This is a genomic window from Comamonas composti DSM 21721, from assembly GCF_000429845.1.
Lineage (GTDB): Bacteria > Pseudomonadota > Gammaproteobacteria > Burkholderiales > Burkholderiaceae_C > Comamonas > Comamonas composti.
Window position 1 is genome coordinate 290,309 of record NZ_AUCQ01000006.1, and the last position, 18,274, is coordinate 308,582.

Consider the following 18,274-nt stretch of genomic DNA (forward strand, 5'->3'; position numbering starts at 1 on the left):
GCCCATCCGGCAAGAGCGCCAGACGAAACGGCTGCCGGCGCCGCACCGAGAAGCGCCGGCGGCCATTTCCTACCCTGCCTCGGGGCGCTGCAGCAAGTGCGCGTGCACGGCACCGGCCTTGAGGTGGCGGTAGAGCTCCAGGCCGCCAAGCGACTCCAGCTCACCAGCCTCCCAGGCGCGCGGAGCCTCCAGGTACACGAATCCGCCGGGCTTGACGGCCTGGGCTGCGGCCTTGAGCGCGGGAATGAACAAATCCAGCGCATCGAAAGGCGGATCGATGAACACCAGATCCAGGGAGCCGGGCACGGCCTGGCGCAGGCAGTTGATGGCCTCGCCGCGCAGCACGCGCACATTGGCCGCCTTCAGGCGCTCGCACAGGCCCAGCACCTGCTGCACCAGGGCGGCATCCTGCTCGTTCATGAGCACGCTGGCAGCGCCGCGCGAAGCGGCCTCCAGCCCCAGCGCGCCCGTGCCCGCAAAGGCATCCAGGCAATGCCAGCCGGTCAGATCCTGACCCAGCCAGTTGAACAAGGTCTCGCGCACCCGGTCTGGCGTGGGCCTCAGACCCGGGCGCTGGGCCACGGGCAGGCGCGTGCGCCGCCATTGCCCGCCGATGATGCGGATCTCGCCCGCGCCCATGGCCGGCTTGGCACCGGCCTTGGCATTTTTGCCCGGCTGGGGTGCTGCGGCCTTGCCGTCTTCACCCGCCTGGGTCACGGCTTTTTCCAGCCAGCGCCGTCCGGCCGGCGTATGCAGTTTGATGCTGTTGCGGCTCATGACTTGGCTCCCAGTACGACGGTGACCATGCGCTCGGGCTGCAACATGCGCTGCATGGCGGCACGCACATCAGCCACAGTCAGCGCCTGGACTCGATCGGTCCAGTGATCCAGATAGTCCAGCGGCAAGCCGTGCCAGGCGATGTTGGAGACATTGCCCAGCAGCTTGCGGTTGCTGTCTATGCGCAGCGCAAAGCCGCCGATCAGGTTGTCCTTGGCGGCCTTGAGCTCCTTCTCCGTCGGGCCTTCGGCCACGAAGCGCTGGAGCGTCTCCTGGGCGACCTGCAGTGCCTGCCGGGCCTGGTCGGGCCGGGTCTGCAGGGCGATGGTGAACGCTCCTGCATCCAGCCCCGGAGAGAAGTCGCTGTACACGCTATAGCTCAGGCCGCGCTTTTCACGCACCTCCTCGGTCAGGCGCGAGGTGAAGCCGCCGCCGCCCAGAATATGGTTGCCCACGAGCACGGCCAGAAAGTCCGGGCTGCTGCGTGCAATACCGGGCTGGCCGATCAGCACCTGGGCCTGGGCCGAGGCAAAGGCAAGGCTTTCGCTCACGGGCTTGTCCAGTGCCTGTACCTTGGGCACCTCGGGCAGGGGCGTGCAATCCGCCTTGCGGCCTTGAGCCTCGCGCAATTGCTCCAGCGGAGCGAACAGCTTTTGCACCAACGCATCGGCCTGCTCGCGGTTGACCGCGCCGACGATGCTGACCTTGGCACGGCAGGCGGCGATGAGGTTCTGGTGAAAGGCCTTGATGTCCTCGATGCCGATCTGCTCCAGGCTTTGCACCGTGGACATGGCGCCATAAGGGTGCTTGCCGAACACGGCGCTGCGATAGGCCTTGCCGGCCACCGTGCCCGGTCGGGTGTCGGATTCCTTGATGGCCGCACTCCAGCGCTGGCGCTCACGCTGCCAGACCGCCTCGGGCCAGCTGGGGCTGGCGATCTGGCGTGCTGCCAGGGCCACGGCACGCTCGAGCAGCGCAGGCTCGGTCAGCGAGCGCAGGCCGTAGCCAAAGCTGTCGCGCCCGGCCTGGGCGCCAAAGCTGGCCCCCAGATCGGCCCAGGCCTGGCCCAGGCCGTTTTCGTCCAGCGCCGCCTGCTGGCCCAGGGCGTCCACGCCCTTGGAACTCATCTGCGCCACAGCACTGGCCAAGCCGGCTTGCTGCTGCGGATCGCGGCGGCTGCCCGCATCGAAATCCAGTTGCACATCGACCATGGGAATGCCCGGGCTGTTGACCAGCCAGACCTGGGCGCCGCTGGCCTGGGTCCAATGCTCTATGGGCAGCAAGGCCCAGGCAGGATTTGCATAAAAAACGCCTGTAGCGCTTACCAGTAAAGCGCTAGCAGCTATCTTTTTCATACTTGTCATATTCCATCCATCTCAATGCAAGGGAGCGCCGATGCCGGATGCGCCGCTGTCCGGGCGGCGCGGCTTTCCGCCCTCGGGCAGGGGCTGGGGCAGCAAGGTGGCCACGGTGAGCTGGTCATCGCCAAAGTACTGGGCGGCCACGCGCTGGACGTCGTCCGAACCTATGGTGCGCAACTCGGCCAGCAGCCTGTCCTCCGCATCCAGCGGCATGGACTGCACCCAGTAGCTGCCCAGGCTCTGGGCCTGGCCCATGACGGAGTCACGCTCGTAGACGTTGGAAGCCATCCATTGGGTCTTGACGCGCTCAAGCTCGGCGCTCTCCACGCCGTCCCTGGCAATTCTTGCGACTTCGGCGCGCAGCGCAGCCTCGACCTGGTCGGCACTCTTGCCCTGGGCCGGCACGCCCGTGAGCATGAACAGGCTGGGGCCGCGCCCCATGATGGCCGCCGAGCTGCTGGCACCATCGGCCACACGGTCCTGGCCCTGGACCAGGGCGCGCTCCAGACGCGCGCCGTCATAGCCGTCGAGCACGGCCGAGAGCATGAGCAAGGCCAGGGCATCGCGGTCCTGGGCCTGCAGCTTCTCCACGCGCGACAGCGTGGGCACACGGAACGCGAGCGCCACAAAACCCTGTTCGGCGGACTGCTTGACCACAATGCGGCGCAGGCCGATCTGCTCGGGCTCGGTGCGCGGCTTGCGCTCGGGCACGGCCCTGGAGGGGATGGCGCCATAGTATTTCTCGGCCCAGACCCGCACTTTGTTCACGTCCACATCACCAGCCACAACCACGGCCGCATTGCGCGGCACATACCAGTGGCGGTGAAAGGCGCGCACGTCGCCAGGGGTCATTGCATCCAGATCACTCATCCAGCCGACCACGGGCCGGTGGTAGGGCGAGGCCATGAAGGTGGCTGCGAACAACTGCTCGATCAGCATGGCGCGCGGCTGGTCTTCGGTGCGCATACGGCGCTCCTCCTTGACGACCTCGATCTCCTTCTTGAACTCCTCGTCCGGCCACTGGTTGTTCGCAAAACGGTCGGCCTCCAGGCGCATCACGTCCTCGAGCCGGTTGGCGGGAATCTGCTGGTAATAGCCGGTGTAGTCGCGGCTGGTGAACGCGTTCTCCTGACCGCCCAGCGCAGCCACGCGGCGCGAGAACTCGCCCGGAGCCAGCTTCTTGCTGCCCTTGAACATCATGTGCTCCAGCGCATGGGCCACGCCCGAGGTGCCGTCCACCTCGTCCATGGCCCCCACGCGCAGCCACAGCATGTGCACGGCCGTGGGCGCGCGCCTGTCGGGTTGGACGATGAGCTGCATGCCGTTTTTCAAGGTGAATTGCTGGGGAGCAGCCGCCTGCGCGGAGCTTGCCGACGCCTGCGCAGCAAGAACCGACGAAGCCGATGCGGCTGCCGGAGTCGGCCCCTGACCCTGGGCCTGAGCTGCCCCGGCGCCCAGGCAGGCTATTGCGCCGAGATAAAGAAGTGCATGTTTCATAGAATGGTGCGATTCTAAGAATCCGCCGATGTTCAGCTTTTTCAAGAAAAAACCCAGCCCCGCAGCCGCCCCGGATAACGCACAGGACAAAACGTCTGTGCCCGTTCAGCCGTTGGCCGAGCCACAACCTGTTTCCCCGCCAGCGTCAGACGCTGCGGAGCAGACCGCCCATCATGCCGCAGAGCAGCCCTCGGAAATCTCTTCGGGCACCTGGTGGCGCAAGCCTTTTGGCGCCAAGCCCGAGAGCGAGGCGCCAGCCGCGCCGGACACCGCCCTCGCCGCCCTGCCCGAGCCCGCAGCCAAGCCCGAGGCAGAAGATCGCCAGGGCTGGATGCAGCGCCTCAAGGCCGGCCTGCGCAAGACCGGCTCCGGCATTGCCACGGTGTTCACGGGCACGCAGATCGACGAGACGCTGTACGAGGAGCTCGAAGACGCACTGCTCATGGCCGACACCGGCGTCAAGGCCACCCAGCACCTGCTCACCGACCTGCGCGCGCGCGTCAAGCAGGCCAAGGCCACCGAGCCTGCCGCCGTCAAGACCTTGCTCGCAGATGCACTTTGCGATCTGCTGCAGCCGCTGCAAAAGCCCCTGGTCATCGGCGAGCACCAGCCCACGGTGATCATGGTCGCCGGCGTGAACGGCGCGGGCAAGACCACCTCCATAGGCAAGCTCACCAAGCACCTGGCCGATGCGGGCCAAAGCGTGCTGCTGGCCGCAGCCGACACCTTCCGCGCGGCGGCGCGCGAGCAACTGGGCGTCTGGGCCAACCGCAACACCGTGGAAATCGTCAGCCAGGAAGGCGGTGATCCTGCGGCCGTGAGCTTTGATGCGGTCTGCGCAGGCAAGGCACGCAAAAAGGACGTGGTGCTGGTCGACACCGCAGGCCGCCTGCCCACGCAGCTGCACCTGATGGAAGAGCTCAAGAAGATCCGCCGCGTGGTCAGCAAGGCCGATGCCACGGCGCCGCACGAGGTGCTGCTGGTCATCGACGGCAACACGGGACAGAACGCACTGGCCCAGGTCAAGGCCTTTGACGATGCCTTGCAGCTCACCGGCCTCATCGTCACCAAGCTCGACGGCACGGCCAAGGGCGGCGTGCTCGCAGCCATTGCCCAGGAGCGCCCGCTGCCCGTGTACTTCATCGGCGTGGGCGAGAAGATCGAGGACCTGGAGACCTTCGACGCCCGGGAATTCGCGCAGGCCCTGCTGTCCTGAAAGCGCCCGGGCTGCCGTCCGCGAAGGCGGCCCTGGGATTGCAGCTGCGCCACAGCCTGATGCAATGCGCGATGCAGGGCGATGCCAGGCAAGGCGCAGACCGCTATCAACAAAGAAGTAGCTAGCGCTTATCCCTATTGACTCTCAGAACTGAACCCATCAAAAAATGAAGCAGGGAGCGCGCTAGGCGCTCTCTTTTTTATGCTGCCTGGCTCAGGTGATCGGGAGCCGGGGCCTTGAGCGAGACCTGGGCCTTGACCCAGGATGCATAGTCGTCCAGGCAGCGCTCGGTGCGCATGGTGATCTGGGGCACCTCGTACTCATGGACTGCGCGGATCAGCGCCGTCAGCCTTTGCAGCACATCGGGCAAGGTCTTGCAGGTCAGGCGCCATTCGGGCTCGGCACGCAGTTGCTGCTGCCATTCGAAATGCGATGTCACGGGCTCAACCTGCACGCAGGCTGCAGCCCGCTGCTGCACCAGGCTCTGGGCCAGCGCATGGGCGGCCTGCTCGCTGCCCACCGTAGTCGCCACCACGCACAGGGTTGCCCAGTGGACATCTGTGCGCGCATGACGCGAAGCAGTCGATCCAGAGGATCGGGCGTTGGGGACTTCAGCAATGGGGGAGATCATGAGCAGCCAGTTTAGTCAGCGTATGGGTGCGAAATGTATCAGCACTTGACGATTTGCCACAATGCGTCAACCTCATCGCGGCAATAAACCAAGCTCCCGGACTCTGAGCCGGGTCAGGCCCAGCAAGGCATCGGTAAAAGGCGTGTCCATGGCGCAGATCTGCCCCAGCTCACGCACTGCGCCCACCAGGGCATCGAGCTCCACGGGCCTGCCCGCTTCCACATCCTGCAGCATGGAGGTCTTGAACGCCCCCAACCTGAGCGTGACCGCGTGGCGGTCTTCGGGAGTCTCGGCAATCGGCAGCCCAAGGCGCTCGCCTATGCTTTTGGCCTCCAGCATGACGCGCGTGACCAGATCACGCACCAGCTCATCACCCAGGATGGTGTCGGTGGTCGCCCCCGTGAGCGCACTGATCGGGTTCATGGTCATGTTTCCCCAGAGCTTGTACCAGGCATCGCGCTGTATGTGCGTCGAAGCCCTGGCATCGATGCCGCCCCGCACCAGCAGGTCCGTCAGCGCCTCCAGCCTGGGTGTGAGCGGCTGGCCGGCCTCGGCCAGGGGCTCGCCCAGAATCAGGGTATTGCCGAAATGGCGACGTACCACGCCGGCCGCATCCAGCGAACAGCTCGCATGAACCACGGCACCAATGACCTGTTTTTCCGGCATGGCTGCCGCAATGCTGCCCTGAGGATCCACGCTGGTCAGCCGGCGCCCCCTGAGCTCAGCCGCAACACCGGCCTGCAGAAACCACCAGGGCACGCCGTTCATGGCCGTGAGCACCAGGGTCTGCGGCCCTATGAGCGGCGCAATGCGCCGGGCCACATCGGCCAGGCCCGGAGCCTTGACGGAGATCACCACCAGATCCTGCACGCCCAATGCCTCGGGCTCGGACTCGGCGCGCAGCGCAAAACGCTGGCGCCCACCCTCATCGACCAGCTCCAGGCCGTTGGTGCGCAGGGCCTGCAGCGTGGCACCGCGTGCCACGGCGCTCAGCTCGCAGCCCGCACGTGCCAGCGCAGCGCCCATCCAGCCACCGATGGCGCCAGCGCCAAAAATGCAGGCCTTGAAAGTTGAGGAAGATGTATCGGGAATGCGCATAGGCTGAGAGAAGATGGAAAAGCAAGCAGGAAAAAGCCTGTGCCGGAGCAGCAGGCCGACCGGACCTGCGAGCATTTTGCATAAAGCCACAAACACACGGGCCAGACAAGGCATCGGCATCTTGGGCCTACAAGCCAAAGGGAAGATTGGTAACAACCCTAGGAATCCAGAATTTGCTACTCTAGAACCCATGCTCCTGCAACGAATCACATCACTCAAGCACTCGCCCCAGTGAGAGATGGCCTGGAAACAGGGAACTTTTGCGCTTAGCACTCACTCCAACCGAGTGCTAATATCAAGATATATGGAAGAAAGGAACTCTGCAATGACCTACACCACCGGCACCATTGCGACCACTTTGGCTCCCGCGACCGCATGGTCCATGGTGCCATCGCTGGGCAACCTCGATGCCTATATCTCTGCCGTCAACCGCCTGCCCATGCTCACTCTTGAAGAGGAGCAGGGCTACGCCCGCAAGCTCAAGGAACACAATGATCTCGATGCCGCCGGGCGCCTGGTGCTGTCCCACCTGCGCCTCGTGGTCTCGATCTCGCGCCAGTATCTGGGCTACGGCCTGCCCCATGGCGATCTGATCCAGGAAGGCAACGTGGGCCTGATGAAGGCCGTCAAGCGCTTCGACCCCGACCAGGGCGTGCGCCTGGTCAGCTATGCCATGCACTGGATCAAGGCTGAGATCCATGAGTACATCCTGAAGAACTGGCGCATGGTCAAGGTCGCCACGACCAAGGCCCAGCGCAAGCTGTTCTTCAATCTGCGCTCCATGAAGCAAGGCCTCAAGTCCGACGCTGCCATGGCCGACGATGCCATGCTGCGCGACACGCTCACGGCCTCCGAGATCGATGCCATGGCCGAGAAGCTCAATGTCAAGCGCGAAGAAGTCATTGAGATGGAAACCCGCCTCGCAGGCGGCGACGTGCTGCTCGACCCCTCGCCCAGCGACGATGGCGAGCAGGCCTTCGGCCCCATCGCCTATCTGGCCGATGGCGCCCACGAGCCCACGGCCATGATCGAATCGCGCCAGCGCGACCATCTGGCCAGCGACGGCATTGCCATGGCACTGGAAGCGCTGGATGCGCGCAGCCGCCGCATCGTCGAGGAGCGCTGGCTCAAGGTCAACGACGACGGCTCGGGCGGCATGACGCTGCACGAGCTTGCGGCCGAGTACGGCGTGAGCGCCGAGCGCATCCGCCAGATCGAGGTTGCGGCCATGAAGAAGATGAAGAAGGCCTTGGCCGAATTCGCCTGAGCCCTTCAAAGCACCTGCAAACCGGCCCTCCAGAAAAACCCGCATAATCTGCGGGTTTTTTCTTTGCGAGTTCAGACTCATGGTCACACGTCGTCTCTTCGCCTGCGCCCTGGCTCTTTCGGGCGCGGCCCTGATAGCCGGTCCCACCATGGCTGCCCCTGCGGCCGCCGACTGGCCCAGCCGCACCTTGCACCTCATCGTCGGCTTTCCTGCGGGCTCCTCGCCCGACCTCACGGCGCGCGCGCTGGCCGAGCCGCTGGAGAAAAAGCTGGGCCAGACCATCATCGTGGAAAACCGCGTGGGCGCAGGCGGCAACATTGCCGGCGAGTATGTGGCCAAGGCCAAGGACGGCCACACTTTCAGCGTGATGATCAACGGCAATATGACGATTGCCAAGCTGCTCAATCCCGGCCTGCGCTACGACCCGCTGACCGATCTGCAGCCCGTGAGCCTGCTGGGCGTTGCGCCCCTGGTCCTCGTGGCACCTGCCTCTGCATCCGAGGGCAAGGCCTTTCTGCAGGCCGCACATGCTGCTGGCAACAAATGGAGCTATGGCTCGCCCGGCGTGGGCACGGTAGGTCACCTGGGCATGGAGTTGCTCAAGAACCGCGCGGCCCTGCACCCCGAGCACATACCCTACCCCGGCTACCCCCAGGTCTATCAGGCCCTGCAAGGCGGCGACCTGCAACTTTCCATGCTGCCCCCGGCCCTGGCCATGGCCCAGATACAGGCAGGCAAGCTGCGTGGCATCGGTGTGAGTTCGGCCGCGCGCAGCCCGCTGGCGCCTGGCCTGCCCAGCCTCAAGGAGCTGGGCGTCAACGGGCTGGATCTGGAAATCTGGAATGCCGTGGCCGCGCCCAAGTCCATGCCCCAGGCTCATGTAAGCAAGCTGGCGGCCGCCGTGAGCGAAGTCGTACGCACGCCCGAAATGCGCGAGCGCCTGGCGATTCAGGGCTGGCAGGTGGTGGGCAGCTCGCCCGAAGGCCTGTCCATCCGCATTCAGCAGGATGTGAAAGCCCTGGGCAGCATCATCCGCGAGCAGGGCATACGCGCCCAGTAAGGCTCGCGGGCGGCCGGATCAGGCCTCGCCCAGCAGGGCCTGGACGTCGGCCGACAGCACCTGGGGTCCTGCGCCATAGCGCTCGTAGACGCGCAAGCGGCCCGTGGTGTCGAACACATAGCTGCCGGCCGAATGGTCCAGCGTATAGGTGCTCTCGGTCGTGCCCGCCACCTTGCGGTAGAAGATCTTGAAATCCTTGGCCACGGCCGCGATTTCCTCGGGCGTGCCGTGCAGGCCCACAAAGCTCTCGTCGAAGTTGCCCAGATAGGCCTTGAGCACTTCGGGCGTGTCGCGCTCCGGGTCCAGCGAGACGAAGATGCCTTGCAGCTTGTCGCCATCGGCACCCAGAATCTGTTTGGTCTCGACCAGCTCCTGCAAGGTCGTGGGGCAGACATCGGGGCACTGGGTGTAGCCGAAGAACACGACCACGACCTTGCCCTCGAAGTCTTTCAAGCTGCGCTGTCGGCCGTCCACATCCTTGAGCGGAAGGTCCTTGGCATAGTCGGCGCCGGTCACGTCCACGCCCTGAAAGCTGGTCTTGCCCTGGGGCGAGCAGGCCGAAAGCAAAGAGGCGGAGCCGGCCGCCAAGGCTGCGGCTGCCAAGCCGCGCAGCGCCATTCGTTTGTTCATGGTTTCTCGAAGTTCCTAGCATGTACACATGCCGTCCGGCCGGGCGGCACAGTCCCTGACCATAACCGCAAAGCACAAACCCCTGCGCAGCCTGGCCTCATCTCAGGACCTGACCATGCTCTCAGAACGTGTTTACGATCTCCTCGGTGCCGCGCCAGTGTCTTTGCGGGATGGGATACAAGGCGCGACACCGCAGCAATAGCCGTGCTATTGCGAGGATTCGCAACGCTGTAGACCGCCCGCAAAGGCACTGGCCCCAAGGGTTGGAGCGAAATCGGGCGATTTCTTAGCGCTGGCCCTTGCTTGCACCCCGGTGCAAGCTGCGCCCCATCGCTTTGAACTCATCCCGATTGCGCTCCAACGCGGCAGCGTAGAGATCGTAAACACGCTCTCAGGAAGCGCCGCGGCCCGCCGTATCCCAGGAGGCCGAAGCGCGCAGCAGCCGGTCCAGGTCGCGCTTGGCCTTGGCTGCGCCGGCCTTGTCCAGCCTGGGCGGCAAGCGCATCATCCAGTGTCCCAGGGGATCGACGACGTACAAGTGCTCGGCCAGCCCGCGCCCGTCTGCGGGTTTGAGCCAGCCCTGGACCACGTCGGCGGGCAGGCGCAGCACCGTGGCCTGGGCCAGGGCCGGGCTCAGGGCTTCGGCCACGGGCGCCTCGTCGGTGACCAGCCAAACCCAGTCCAGGCGCTCTTTTTCCTTGCCCAGGGATTCGCGCAGCTGGCGCTGCAGATAGAGATTGCTTTGGCAGACCTCGTCGCAGGCGCCGCCCGAAACACTGAGCAGCAGCCACTGCCCCTTGAGTTCGGCCAGGGGCTTGGGCAAGCCCTCCAGCGTGCGGGCCACCACCTCGGGCAGGCCCGGCTGGGCAGCGATGAGTTCGCCATAGTTGCGCTTTTGCTCGGGCCGCAGCACGTAGTAGGTAAAGTAGGACGCAACCACGGGCGCCGCGCAGACCGCGAGCACGGCCAGCATCTTCCAGCGGCCGCTGCGCGTGCGCTGGGAGTCGAGCATGGCCTGGCCTGGCCTCGGCAGGCCGTGGACCGTGAACTCCAGTGGCCCGGAAAGCCCTGATTCAGGCCCTGGCTGGGCGGATAAAGCGTCGCAAGACTTGGAACCAGACATACAAGAGCGCAATCAAGGCCGCGAGGCCAAACCATTGGAATGCATAACCGTAGTGCTTCTCCACCCCGGCCGTGGCCTTGGGCCAGTCTCGGCTCAGGCCCTGGCTGGGCGCATCGGTCTGCACCAGGCCATAGGCCTGCAGCCGCAGCCCGCTGGCCGCAGCCCAGGCGGCGAAGTCCACATTCTGTAGCAGCTGCGGCGTTTGCCCATCGGGGTCTGCCCCGTGAAACGGGGCCGCGCCTGCAGACTCGGCCCCCAGTTCGTAGAGCTTGGAAGGCGGCGGCTCCAGCTGGCCCCGGACTTCGACCAGGCCTGCGGGCGTTTCCACGGGCTGCAAGGCCAGGCGGTCCTGAAAGTTGCGCCCCACCCAGCCGCGCTGCACCACCACGATCAAGTCCTCGTGGGGCGGCGCCAGACGCAGCGGCGTGAGCACGAAGAAACCGGGCCGGCCCTGCATTTGCCGGTTGTCCAGATAAACCGTTTGCCCGGCCAGCCAGCGGCCCTGGAGTATGGCCGGCCTGTGCAGCCAGGGAGCGGATGGCACCTCCTCGGCCTGGGGGCTGTTCAAGGCGGCCAGATCGGCATTCGCCCAGGGCCGCAGGCTTTGCTGGCGCTCCATGGCTTGGAAGCGCTGCTCCTTGTCGTGCGCACGCTGCAGTTGCCAGCGCCCCAGCGAGGCCGTGACGGCCATGCCCAGCATGGCCGCCAGGCTGATCAGTAGAAACCGCCAGCGCTCTGGCATTCGTTGCAAGCCCACCCGATAATCCGTCCATGAAATTCGTGATCGCCCTGGCCTTTCTGGCCATTGTCGCCAGCCTTGGCAGCGCCCTGTTCTTCATGATGCGCCGCGGCGATGCCAGCGGGCACGACGATCAGGACGACGGTCGCCGCAGCCGCTCCATGTTCCGCGCGCTGGCCCTGCGCGTGGCCTTGTCCATCGCTCTCTTCATCTGCGTGCTGCTGGCCGCCAAGCTCGGCTACATCCACCCCACGGGCTGGGGCCCTCATCAATAAGCCAGAATAAAACAAGAGCGCCTAGCGCTTGCCTGGCATTGGTTTAAGACATAAATCACGCTAAAACCGTTGCACAGCAAGCGCTAGGCGCTTCTATTCTTGAAGCACACCCTACATCCAGTAGACCAGCACGTAGAGGAACAGCCAGACCACATCCACGAAGTGCCAGTACCAGGCCGCACCCTCGAAGCCGAAGTGGCGCTCCTTGGTGAAATGCCCGCTGTGCAGGCGCAGCGTGATGAAGAGCAGCATCAGCATGCCCACGAACACGTGAAAGCCGTGAAACCCGGTGAGCATGAAAAAGGTGGAGCCGAACACTCCCGAGGACATCTTGAGGTTGAGCTCGGTATAGAGGTGGTAGTACTCATAGCCCTGCACGCACAGAAAGACCACGCCCAGAATCACGGTCATCCACATGAAGGCGATGGTGCGCGCGCGCCGGCCGGCCTGCAGCGCATGGTGGGCAATGGTCAGCGTCACGCCCGAGGTCAGCAGCAAGGCCGTGTTGATCGTGGGCAGCCAGAACGGCCCCACGGTCTGGAAAGGCTCGACCGTGCCTGCAGGCGAGGCCGTGGCGCCTGCGGCCATGCTCGGCCATACGGCCTTGAAGTCCGGCCACAGCAGCGAGTTGTCCAGACTACCCAGGGCCGGCACCGAATGCGCACGCGCCCACCACAGAGCCGTGAAGAAGGCGCCGAAGAACATGACCTCGGAGAAGATGAACCAGCTCATGCTCCAGCGGTAGGACAGGTCGATCTTGCGCCCGAACAGGCCGGCCTCGCTCTCGCGCGCCGCCTCGCGGAACCAGAAGAACAGCACGCCCAGCCACCAGGCCAGACCCAGGTAGAAGCTGTACATGCCCCAGTCGTGGCCGTTGATCCAGTTGCCTGCGCCCAGGATCACGAAGAACAGGCCGATGGCCGCCATGATCGGATGGCTGGACTCGGCCGGCACGTAGTAATAAGGCGTTTTGCCGTGGGTGATTGCACTCATCGCTCAGCTCCTGACTGTCGGTTTTCTTGTCCCTTGCCACTCAATTGACGCTGCGGGCCCGCCTGCCGGCCAGCCCTCTTACATCCGTACCGCGCTAGACCACCAGCCTGACCAGCACGATCAGCCCCAGCACCAGCAGTACCAGGGCCACCAGGCCCACGCCGATCACATGCAGCGGCGTGATGCGCTCTATGTCCTTTTGATATTCACGTCCCTTGCGCACGCCGAACATCGACCAGGCCACAGCCAGCACGGTGCGCCAGAAGGATCCCTTGTCCGGCCGGCTCATGAAGAAGGCTCCTCATGCCGGGCTGCGGCCACGGGCGCCGGCGCAGAGCTCAATGCGGAGCTAGGCGCCGAAGGCGTCTTGCCCCCGACCTCGAAGAAGGTATAGGACAGGGTGATCGTCGTCACGTCCTTGGAGATGCGCGGATCGATCACGAAGGCCACGGGCCACTCGCGCTTCTCGCCAGGGTCCAGCGTGTACTGCGAAAAGCAAAAACATTCGAGCTTGTTGAAGTGCGATGCTGCCTGGCGCGGCGCATAGCTGGGTATGGCCTGGGCCGCCATGCGGCGGTTTTGCACATTCTGAAACTCGTACATGACCGTAGCCAGCTCGCCCGGATGCACCTGCAAAGAGCGCTTGGCGGGCTTGAACTCCCAGGGCCCGCGCGCATTCGCATCGAATTCCACGGTAATCGTGCGGCTGGTATCGACCTGGGAGTTCTCCGGCACGCGCACATCGCGCCCGGCCACGCCATTGCCGGGCACCTGGCGCTCGGACAGGGACAGGATGTTGATGCCCGTCAGCTCGCAGATGTGCTTGTAGATGGGAATCAGCAAATAGCCAAACGCAAACATGCCCGCGGCAATCACGCCCAGCTTGCCCACCATCTTTGCGTTTTCACTGCGCACGCTCACCGCCACCTCCTTGGATCAAGGACTCAGACAAGCCAGCTCATCTTGATGATGAAGCCGGCCAGAAAGGCCAGGGCCACCGAGGCCAGAATCAGGCCCAGCCTCAGATTGGCCTTGCGTTGTTCGGGACTGCTGCTCATGCATGACTCCTAGCGGGCTCAGCCAATGACCCTGGTGGCCGTTTCATCGAGCTTGGGCGGCGTCTCGAAGGTATGGAAAGGCGCGGGCGACGGAACCTCCCACTCCAGGCCTTCGGCCGCCTCCCAGGGCTTTTGCGGTGCCTTCTCACCCTTGCCGCGCATCGCAGGCAACACCACGAACAGGAAGAAATACACCTGCATCAGACCGAAGCCGAAGGCGCCTATCGAAGCCACCATGTTGAAGTCCGCAAACTGCATCGGATAGTCGGCATAGCGACGCGGCATGCCGGCCAGGCCCAGGAAGTGCATGGGGAAGAAGGTGATGTTGAAGGTGATCAGCGAGCCCCAGAAGTGGATGCGACCGCGCGTCTCCGAATACATCACACCGGTCCATTTGGGCGCCCAGTAGTAATAGGCCGAGAACATGGAGAACAACGACCCCGCCACCAGCACGTAGTGGAAGTGGGCGACCACGTAGTAGGTGTCCTGCAGTTGCACATCAATGGGCGCCATGGCCAGAATCAGCCCCGTGAAGCCGCCCATGGTGAACACGAAGATGAAGCCCACGGCAAACAGCATGGGCGTCTCGAAGGTCATGGAGCCGCGCCACATGGTGGCCGTCCAGTTGAACACCTTCACGGCTGTGGGCACGGAAATCAGCATGGTGGCGTACATGAAGAACAACTGCCCCGTGACCGGCATGCCCGTGGTGAACATGTGGTGCGCCCAGACGATGAAGGAGAGGATGGCGATGGACGAAGTCGCATACACCATGGACGCATAGCCAAACAGCTTCTTGCGGCTGAACGCAGGCACGACCTGGCTCACGATGCCGAAGGCCGGCAGGATCATGATGTAGACCTCGGGGTGGCCGAAGAACCAGAAGATGTGCTGGTACATCACCGGATCGCCGCCGCCGGCAGGGTTGAAGAAGCTGGTGCCGAAGTGGCGGTCGGTCAGCGTCATGGTGATCGCGCCGGCCAGCACGGGCATGACGGCGATCAGCAGATAGGCCGTGATCAGCCAGGTCCAAGCAAACATGGGCATCTTCATCAGCGTCATGCCGGGCGCGCGCATGTTGAGCACGGTGACGATGATGTTGATCGCCCCCATGATGGAGCTCGCGCCCATGATGTGCATGGCGAGAATCGAGGTGTCCATGGACGGACCCATCTGCAGCGTCAGCGGCGCATACAGCGTCCAGCCCGCAGCGGGTGCACCGCCCGGCATGAAGAACGAGCCAATGAGCATGATGGCCGCGGGAATCAGCAGCCAGAAGCTGAAGTTGTTCATGCGTGCAAACGCCATGTCCGAAGCGCCGATCTGCAGCGGCAGCATCCAGTTCGCAAAGCCCACGAAGGCCGGCATGATGGCGCCGAACACCATGATCAGCCCGTGCATGGTGGTCAGCTGGTTGAACAGCTCGGGGTTGACGATCTGCAGCCCCGGCTCGAACAGCTCGGCGCGTATCAGCAGCGCCAGCACCCCGCCCACCATGAGCATGGTGAACGAGAACAGCAGGTAGAGCGTGCCTATGTCCTTGTGATTGGTTGCGAGCAGCCAGCGGCGCCAGCCCGTGGGCGTGGCATGGTGGTGATCGTCGTGTGCATGGCTCTGACCCTCAGGGCTGCGAATGTTGGGAAGTACGGCACTCATGCTCTTATCTCCAATAGCTCTTGATGGGCCTCACTGGGCGGCGGCTTCGGGGTACTTGCCCGCACGCGCGGCCACGAACTGGGCGGGCTGCACGACCTGGCCGGTCTGGTTGGTCCAGTGGTTCTTGGTGAACGTGACCACGGCTGCGAGCTCGGTGTCGTTGAGCTGCTTCCAGGCCGGCATGGCGCCATTGGCACGCCCCTCAAGCACCACGTGCATCATCTCGGCGGGCGCGCCCTGCACCAGGGCGCTGCCGTCCAGCGGCTTGATGGCCCCGGCCCCCTTGCCGCTGGCCTGGTGGCAGGCCGCGCAGTTGGCGGCATAGATCTTCTCGCCGCGCGCCACAAGATCGCTCAAGGTCCAGACCTTGCTGGGATCGTCCTGCTTGGCGGCCAGCTTCTTCATCTCGGCCTCGACCCAGGCCTTGTAATCCTTGCTGGACAGCACCTTCACATGGATGGGCATGTAGGCATGCTCCTTGCCGCAAAGCTCGGCGCACTGGCCGTAGTAGTCCCCGGTTTTTTCGGCACGAAACCAAGTGTCGCGCACAAAGCCCGGTATGGCGTCCTGCTTGATACCGAAGGACGGCACCATGAAGGAGTGGATCACATCATTTGCCGTGGTGATGATGCGCACCTTCTTGTTCACGGGCACGACCAGGGGGTTGTCGACCTTGAGCAGGTAGTCGTTGGGTGCCTGGGATACATTGCCGCTGTCCGACATCGCGCGATGGCTGCTGTCCAGCGTGGAGATGAAGCTCAGACCTTCGCCATCGCCGTTGATGTAGTCATAGCCCCACTTCCATTGGTAGCCCGTGACCTTGACCGTGAGATCGGCATTGGTCGTGTCCTTCTGCGCAACCAGCACCTTGGTCGCAGGCAGGGCCATGAGGATCACGATGATGAAGGGCACGATGGTCCAGACCACCTCCACGGTCACCGATTCGTGGAAGTTCGCAGCCTTGGCGCCGCGCGATTTGCGATGCTTGCAAATCGAATAGAACATCGCGCCGAACACACCGATGAAGATGACGATGCAGATCGTGAGCATCATCCAGTGCAGAAAATGCTGCTCATGGGCAATGCGAGTCACCGCAGGATGCAGGTTGAGCTGATTCACGGCGGGACCACCCGGCAAATCGCTTGCCGCATGCGCCATGCAAGCCATTGTGGCCACGGCCATCAAGCCTAGGGAGACCAGCTTGGTGTAAATGCTTTTCATCGTTTTCACTTGCATTAAGACCTCGGTTTGTCCACTCGCTGCGACTGCTTTCGGCTCTAGGGCCTATGGCAACAAGCTCCTCACTCCAACAATACCGGCCCAGCATGGGGACTGCACCGGCGCTGCCTGCATCTGCCAGCATGCATGAAAGCCAGGCATTGGCAGCTGCGCGCAATTACCAATAGCAAAGCTTCGCAAACCACCAACAGCAAACGCCCGCAGCCCATGAGGCGCGAGCGCAAATACACAAAGATCAGAAGGGAGAGCTGCTGCACAGACGGCAGAAGCACTGGTGACAGCCTCGGCACCGGACCATGGCTTGGATGATGAAACTCGCGGACTCGCAGCCCCTGGAACCGTTGGGCTGCCATCGTGGCAAAACGAAACACCAAGTCTTCTCCCTAGCGGCCCTTTGGGCCATTTATCTCTTCTCCGACCAGGGAGAGGGCCGGGGAAAAGCTGTCGTCTCAAGCTAGGAAAAATTGTAGTCAGAGTCGCGCCAAATCATTCACCTGAAAAGTGGATTTGACCTATCGCAAACCCGGGCTTGGCGGTGATGGGCAAGCCAGGCCTGAAGTCCGGGAAAGCTCAGGAAGACGCAGGCCGTGCACTCAGCATGGCGCGCATGTCTTGCAGCGATACCGAGCTGCTGGCTTCCAGCCGCACCCGTGGCTGAGGCTTATAGGCATGGCCATAGACGATCTCGAAGCTCAGCGCCAATTGCCCGTCAGGCCCCGCCAAGCGGCTTTGCAGGGCATCCAGCAATTGCTGCTTCCAGCCTCGGCCGCGCAGGGCTGCAAAACGCCCGGGATGGAAATTACGCCCCAGCTCACGCAGCTCCAGCAACAGGCGCTCCGGGGTCGCAAAGGTCAGCGTGATGCGCTCCATGTCCATCACGGGCTCGGCAAAGCCCGCATGCACCAGCATGTCGCCCCAGTCATGCATGTCGGTGAACTCATGGCCCGATGCAGGCCAGCCCAGGGCTGCATATACGCTGCGCAACTCGCGCAGCGTATCCGGCCCCAGGCAGGAGAACATCACATAGCCATCCACGGCCAGGGCCTGGTGCCAGTCGGCAATCAGGGCCTGGGGATCGGCCGCCATGTGCAGCGCCATGTTTGCCCACAGCATGTCCACGCCTCCGGCCTCGGGCTTCGCAAAACGCGTGGCCCCTGCGGTCCAGCGCGCGGCCTGCCACCAGCGCACGCCCAGGCGCTCGCGCGCCAGAGCCTCGCGCGCAGGTTCTGGCTCGAACACCTGGCATGAGGCCTGGGGATAGCGCTGGCGCAGCAGCTCGTGGGTTTGCATACCGCCGCGCACGGGCTCCCAGTGACACCAGTTTGCGGGCGGCTTGACGATCCAGTCCAGCCGTTCCTGCATGCGCCGCCCCACCTCCTCATGCAGCCATGGCGAGGCCGCAGGTCCGCACCGCTGCCAGCGGCTCGCAGCAACGGGGTCTATGGTGGGGGGCAGTTGGTCGGACATGGAAAACTGATTCAGGGCTTGGCAAGGCCGTTACCTTGGCATAAAACGCGGCGCGGCGCGTACCAGCCACGCAATACCGTGGCGCGGCGAGTATATTGATTTCATGTCCTACCCAGGCCACGCATGGCTTTCCCATTGGCTGGCAGTCCTTCCCAGCCAATGTGCGATCTGCCATGCCTGGCCCACT

19 protein-coding genes are annotated in these 18,274 nt (G+C 64.1%); 4 read left to right on the forward strand and 15 right to left on the reverse strand.

The features are described from left to right. Positions 1–69: 69 nt before the first annotated feature. Genes rsmD through G486_RS0106375 form a run of 3 tightly spaced genes read right to left on the reverse strand, consistent with a single transcriptional unit; the run spans position 70 to position 3,635 of the window. On the reverse strand, positions 70–777 hold the full coding sequence (gene rsmD, locus G486_RS0106365; protein ID WP_027014788.1) for a 16S rRNA (guanine(966)-N(2))-methyltransferase RsmD: 708 nt from the start codon (positions 775–777) through the stop codon (positions 70–72). Continuing rightward, positions 774–2,141, reverse strand: a complete 1,368-nt coding sequence (locus tag G486_RS0106370) for a M16 family metallopeptidase (RefSeq protein ID WP_027014789.1) — start codon at positions 2,139–2,141, stop codon at positions 774–776. The genes rsmD and G486_RS0106370 overlap by 4 nt, the downstream gene beginning before the upstream one ends. A 12-nt stretch (positions 2,142–2,153) precedes the next feature. Then, a complete protein-coding gene (locus G486_RS0106375; RefSeq protein WP_027014790.1) occupies positions 2,154–3,635 on the reverse strand; it encodes a M16 family metallopeptidase in 1,482 nt (493 codons plus the stop codon). A gap of 28 nt (positions 3,636–3,663) precedes the next feature. On the opposite strand from G486_RS0106375, the gene ftsY reads away from it, so the two are divergent. Then, on the forward strand, positions 3,664–4,851 hold the full coding sequence (ftsY, locus tag G486_RS0106380; protein ID WP_027014791.1) for a signal recognition particle-docking protein FtsY: 1,188 nt from the start codon (positions 3,664–3,666) through the stop codon (positions 4,849–4,851). 199 nt (positions 4,852–5,050) lie between these two features. Here the strand turns inward: ftsY and cutA are convergent, their stop codons facing one another. Both cutA and G486_RS0106390 read right to left on the reverse strand, forming a co-directional pair. Beyond that, positions 5,051–5,482, reverse strand: a complete 432-nt coding sequence (cutA, locus tag G486_RS0106385; protein ID WP_051303206.1) for a divalent-cation tolerance protein CutA — start codon at positions 5,480–5,482, stop codon at positions 5,051–5,053. Positions 5,483–5,554: 72 nt separating this feature from the next. Next, positions 5,555–6,580, reverse strand: coding sequence for a 2-dehydropantoate 2-reductase (locus G486_RS0106390; protein WP_027014793.1), 1,026 nt, complete (start codon positions 6,578–6,580; stop codon positions 5,555–5,557). Positions 6,581–6,905: 325 nt separating this feature from the next. On the opposite strand from G486_RS0106390, the gene rpoH reads away from it, so the two are divergent. Next, positions 6,906–7,847 carry an RNA polymerase sigma factor RpoH gene (gene rpoH / locus G486_RS0106395; RefSeq protein ID WP_027014794.1) on the forward strand — a complete coding sequence of 314 codons (942 nt, stop codon included), beginning with the start codon at positions 6,906–6,908 and terminating at the stop codon, positions 7,845–7,847. Positions 7,848–7,926: 79 nt separating this feature from the next. Beyond that, entirely contained in the window at positions 7,927–8,907 is a 981-nt protein-coding gene (locus G486_RS0106400) for a Bug family tripartite tricarboxylate transporter substrate binding protein (RefSeq protein WP_027014795.1), read from the forward strand. Between the two features lie 18 nt (positions 8,908–8,925). Here the strand turns inward: G486_RS0106400 and G486_RS0106405 are convergent, their stop codons facing one another. The 3 genes from G486_RS0106405 to G486_RS0106415 form a co-directional block, all read right to left on the reverse strand. Further along, a complete protein-coding gene (locus G486_RS0106405; RefSeq protein WP_027014796.1) occupies positions 8,926–9,537 on the reverse strand; it encodes an SCO family protein in 612 nt (203 codons plus the stop codon). 391 nt (positions 9,538–9,928) lie between these two features. Continuing rightward, the gene (locus G486_RS0106410) at positions 9,929–10,660 is read right to left on the reverse strand and encodes a hypothetical protein (protein ID WP_027014797.1); all 732 of its coding nucleotides are present in this window, start codon (positions 10,658–10,660) and stop codon (positions 9,929–9,931) included. Then, positions 10,611–11,402: an SURF1 family protein gene (locus tag G486_RS0106415; RefSeq protein ID WP_027014798.1), complete on the reverse strand. Its 792-nt coding sequence runs from the start codon at positions 11,400–11,402 to the stop codon at positions 10,611–10,613. Before G486_RS0106415 ends, G486_RS0106410 begins: the two co-directional genes overlap by 50 nt. Positions 11,403–11,431: 29 nt before the next feature. On the opposite strand from G486_RS0106415, the gene G486_RS0106420 reads away from it, so the two are divergent. Continuing rightward, a complete protein-coding gene (locus G486_RS0106420; protein ID WP_027014799.1) occupies positions 11,432–11,674 on the forward strand; it encodes a twin transmembrane helix small protein in 243 nt (80 codons plus the stop codon). 111 nt (positions 11,675–11,785) lie between these two features. Here G486_RS0106420 and G486_RS0106425 read toward each other — a convergent pair whose 3' ends face one another. From G486_RS0106425 to G486_RS0106460, 7 genes are all read right to left on the reverse strand, one after another. Then, positions 11,786–12,667: a cytochrome c oxidase subunit 3 gene (locus tag G486_RS0106425; RefSeq protein ID WP_027014800.1), complete on the reverse strand. Its 882-nt coding sequence runs from the start codon at positions 12,665–12,667 to the stop codon at positions 11,786–11,788. Positions 12,668–12,761: 94 nt separating this feature from the next. Next, positions 12,762–12,956, reverse strand: a complete 195-nt coding sequence (locus G486_RS0106430) for a DUF2970 domain-containing protein (protein ID WP_027014801.1) — start codon at positions 12,954–12,956, stop codon at positions 12,762–12,764. Continuing rightward, positions 12,953–13,588, reverse strand: a complete 636-nt coding sequence (locus G486_RS0106435) for a cytochrome c oxidase assembly protein (RefSeq protein ID WP_027014802.1) — start codon at positions 13,586–13,588, stop codon at positions 12,953–12,955. Before G486_RS0106435 ends, G486_RS0106430 begins: the two co-directional genes overlap by 4 nt. Positions 13,589–13,611: 23 nt before the next feature. Then, positions 13,612–13,725: a cytochrome oxidase small assembly protein gene (locus G486_RS24405; protein ID WP_211233755.1), complete on the reverse strand. Its 114-nt coding sequence runs from the start codon at positions 13,723–13,725 to the stop codon at positions 13,612–13,614. 18 nt (positions 13,726–13,743) lie between these two features. Then, positions 13,744–15,381, reverse strand: coding sequence for a cytochrome c oxidase subunit I (gene ctaD / locus G486_RS0106445; protein ID WP_027014803.1), 1,638 nt, complete (start codon positions 15,379–15,381; stop codon positions 13,744–13,746). A gap of 30 nt (positions 15,382–15,411) precedes the next feature. Continuing rightward, positions 15,412–16,602, reverse strand: a complete 1,191-nt coding sequence (gene coxB, locus G486_RS0106450; protein ID WP_027014804.1) for a cytochrome c oxidase subunit II — start codon at positions 16,600–16,602, stop codon at positions 15,412–15,414. A 588-nt stretch (positions 16,603–17,190) separates the two neighbouring features. Beyond that, on the reverse strand, positions 17,191–18,087 hold the full coding sequence (locus G486_RS0106460; protein WP_027014805.1) for a class I SAM-dependent methyltransferase: 897 nt from the start codon (positions 18,085–18,087) through the stop codon (positions 17,191–17,193). Between the last annotated feature and the right edge of the window lie 187 nt (positions 18,088–18,274).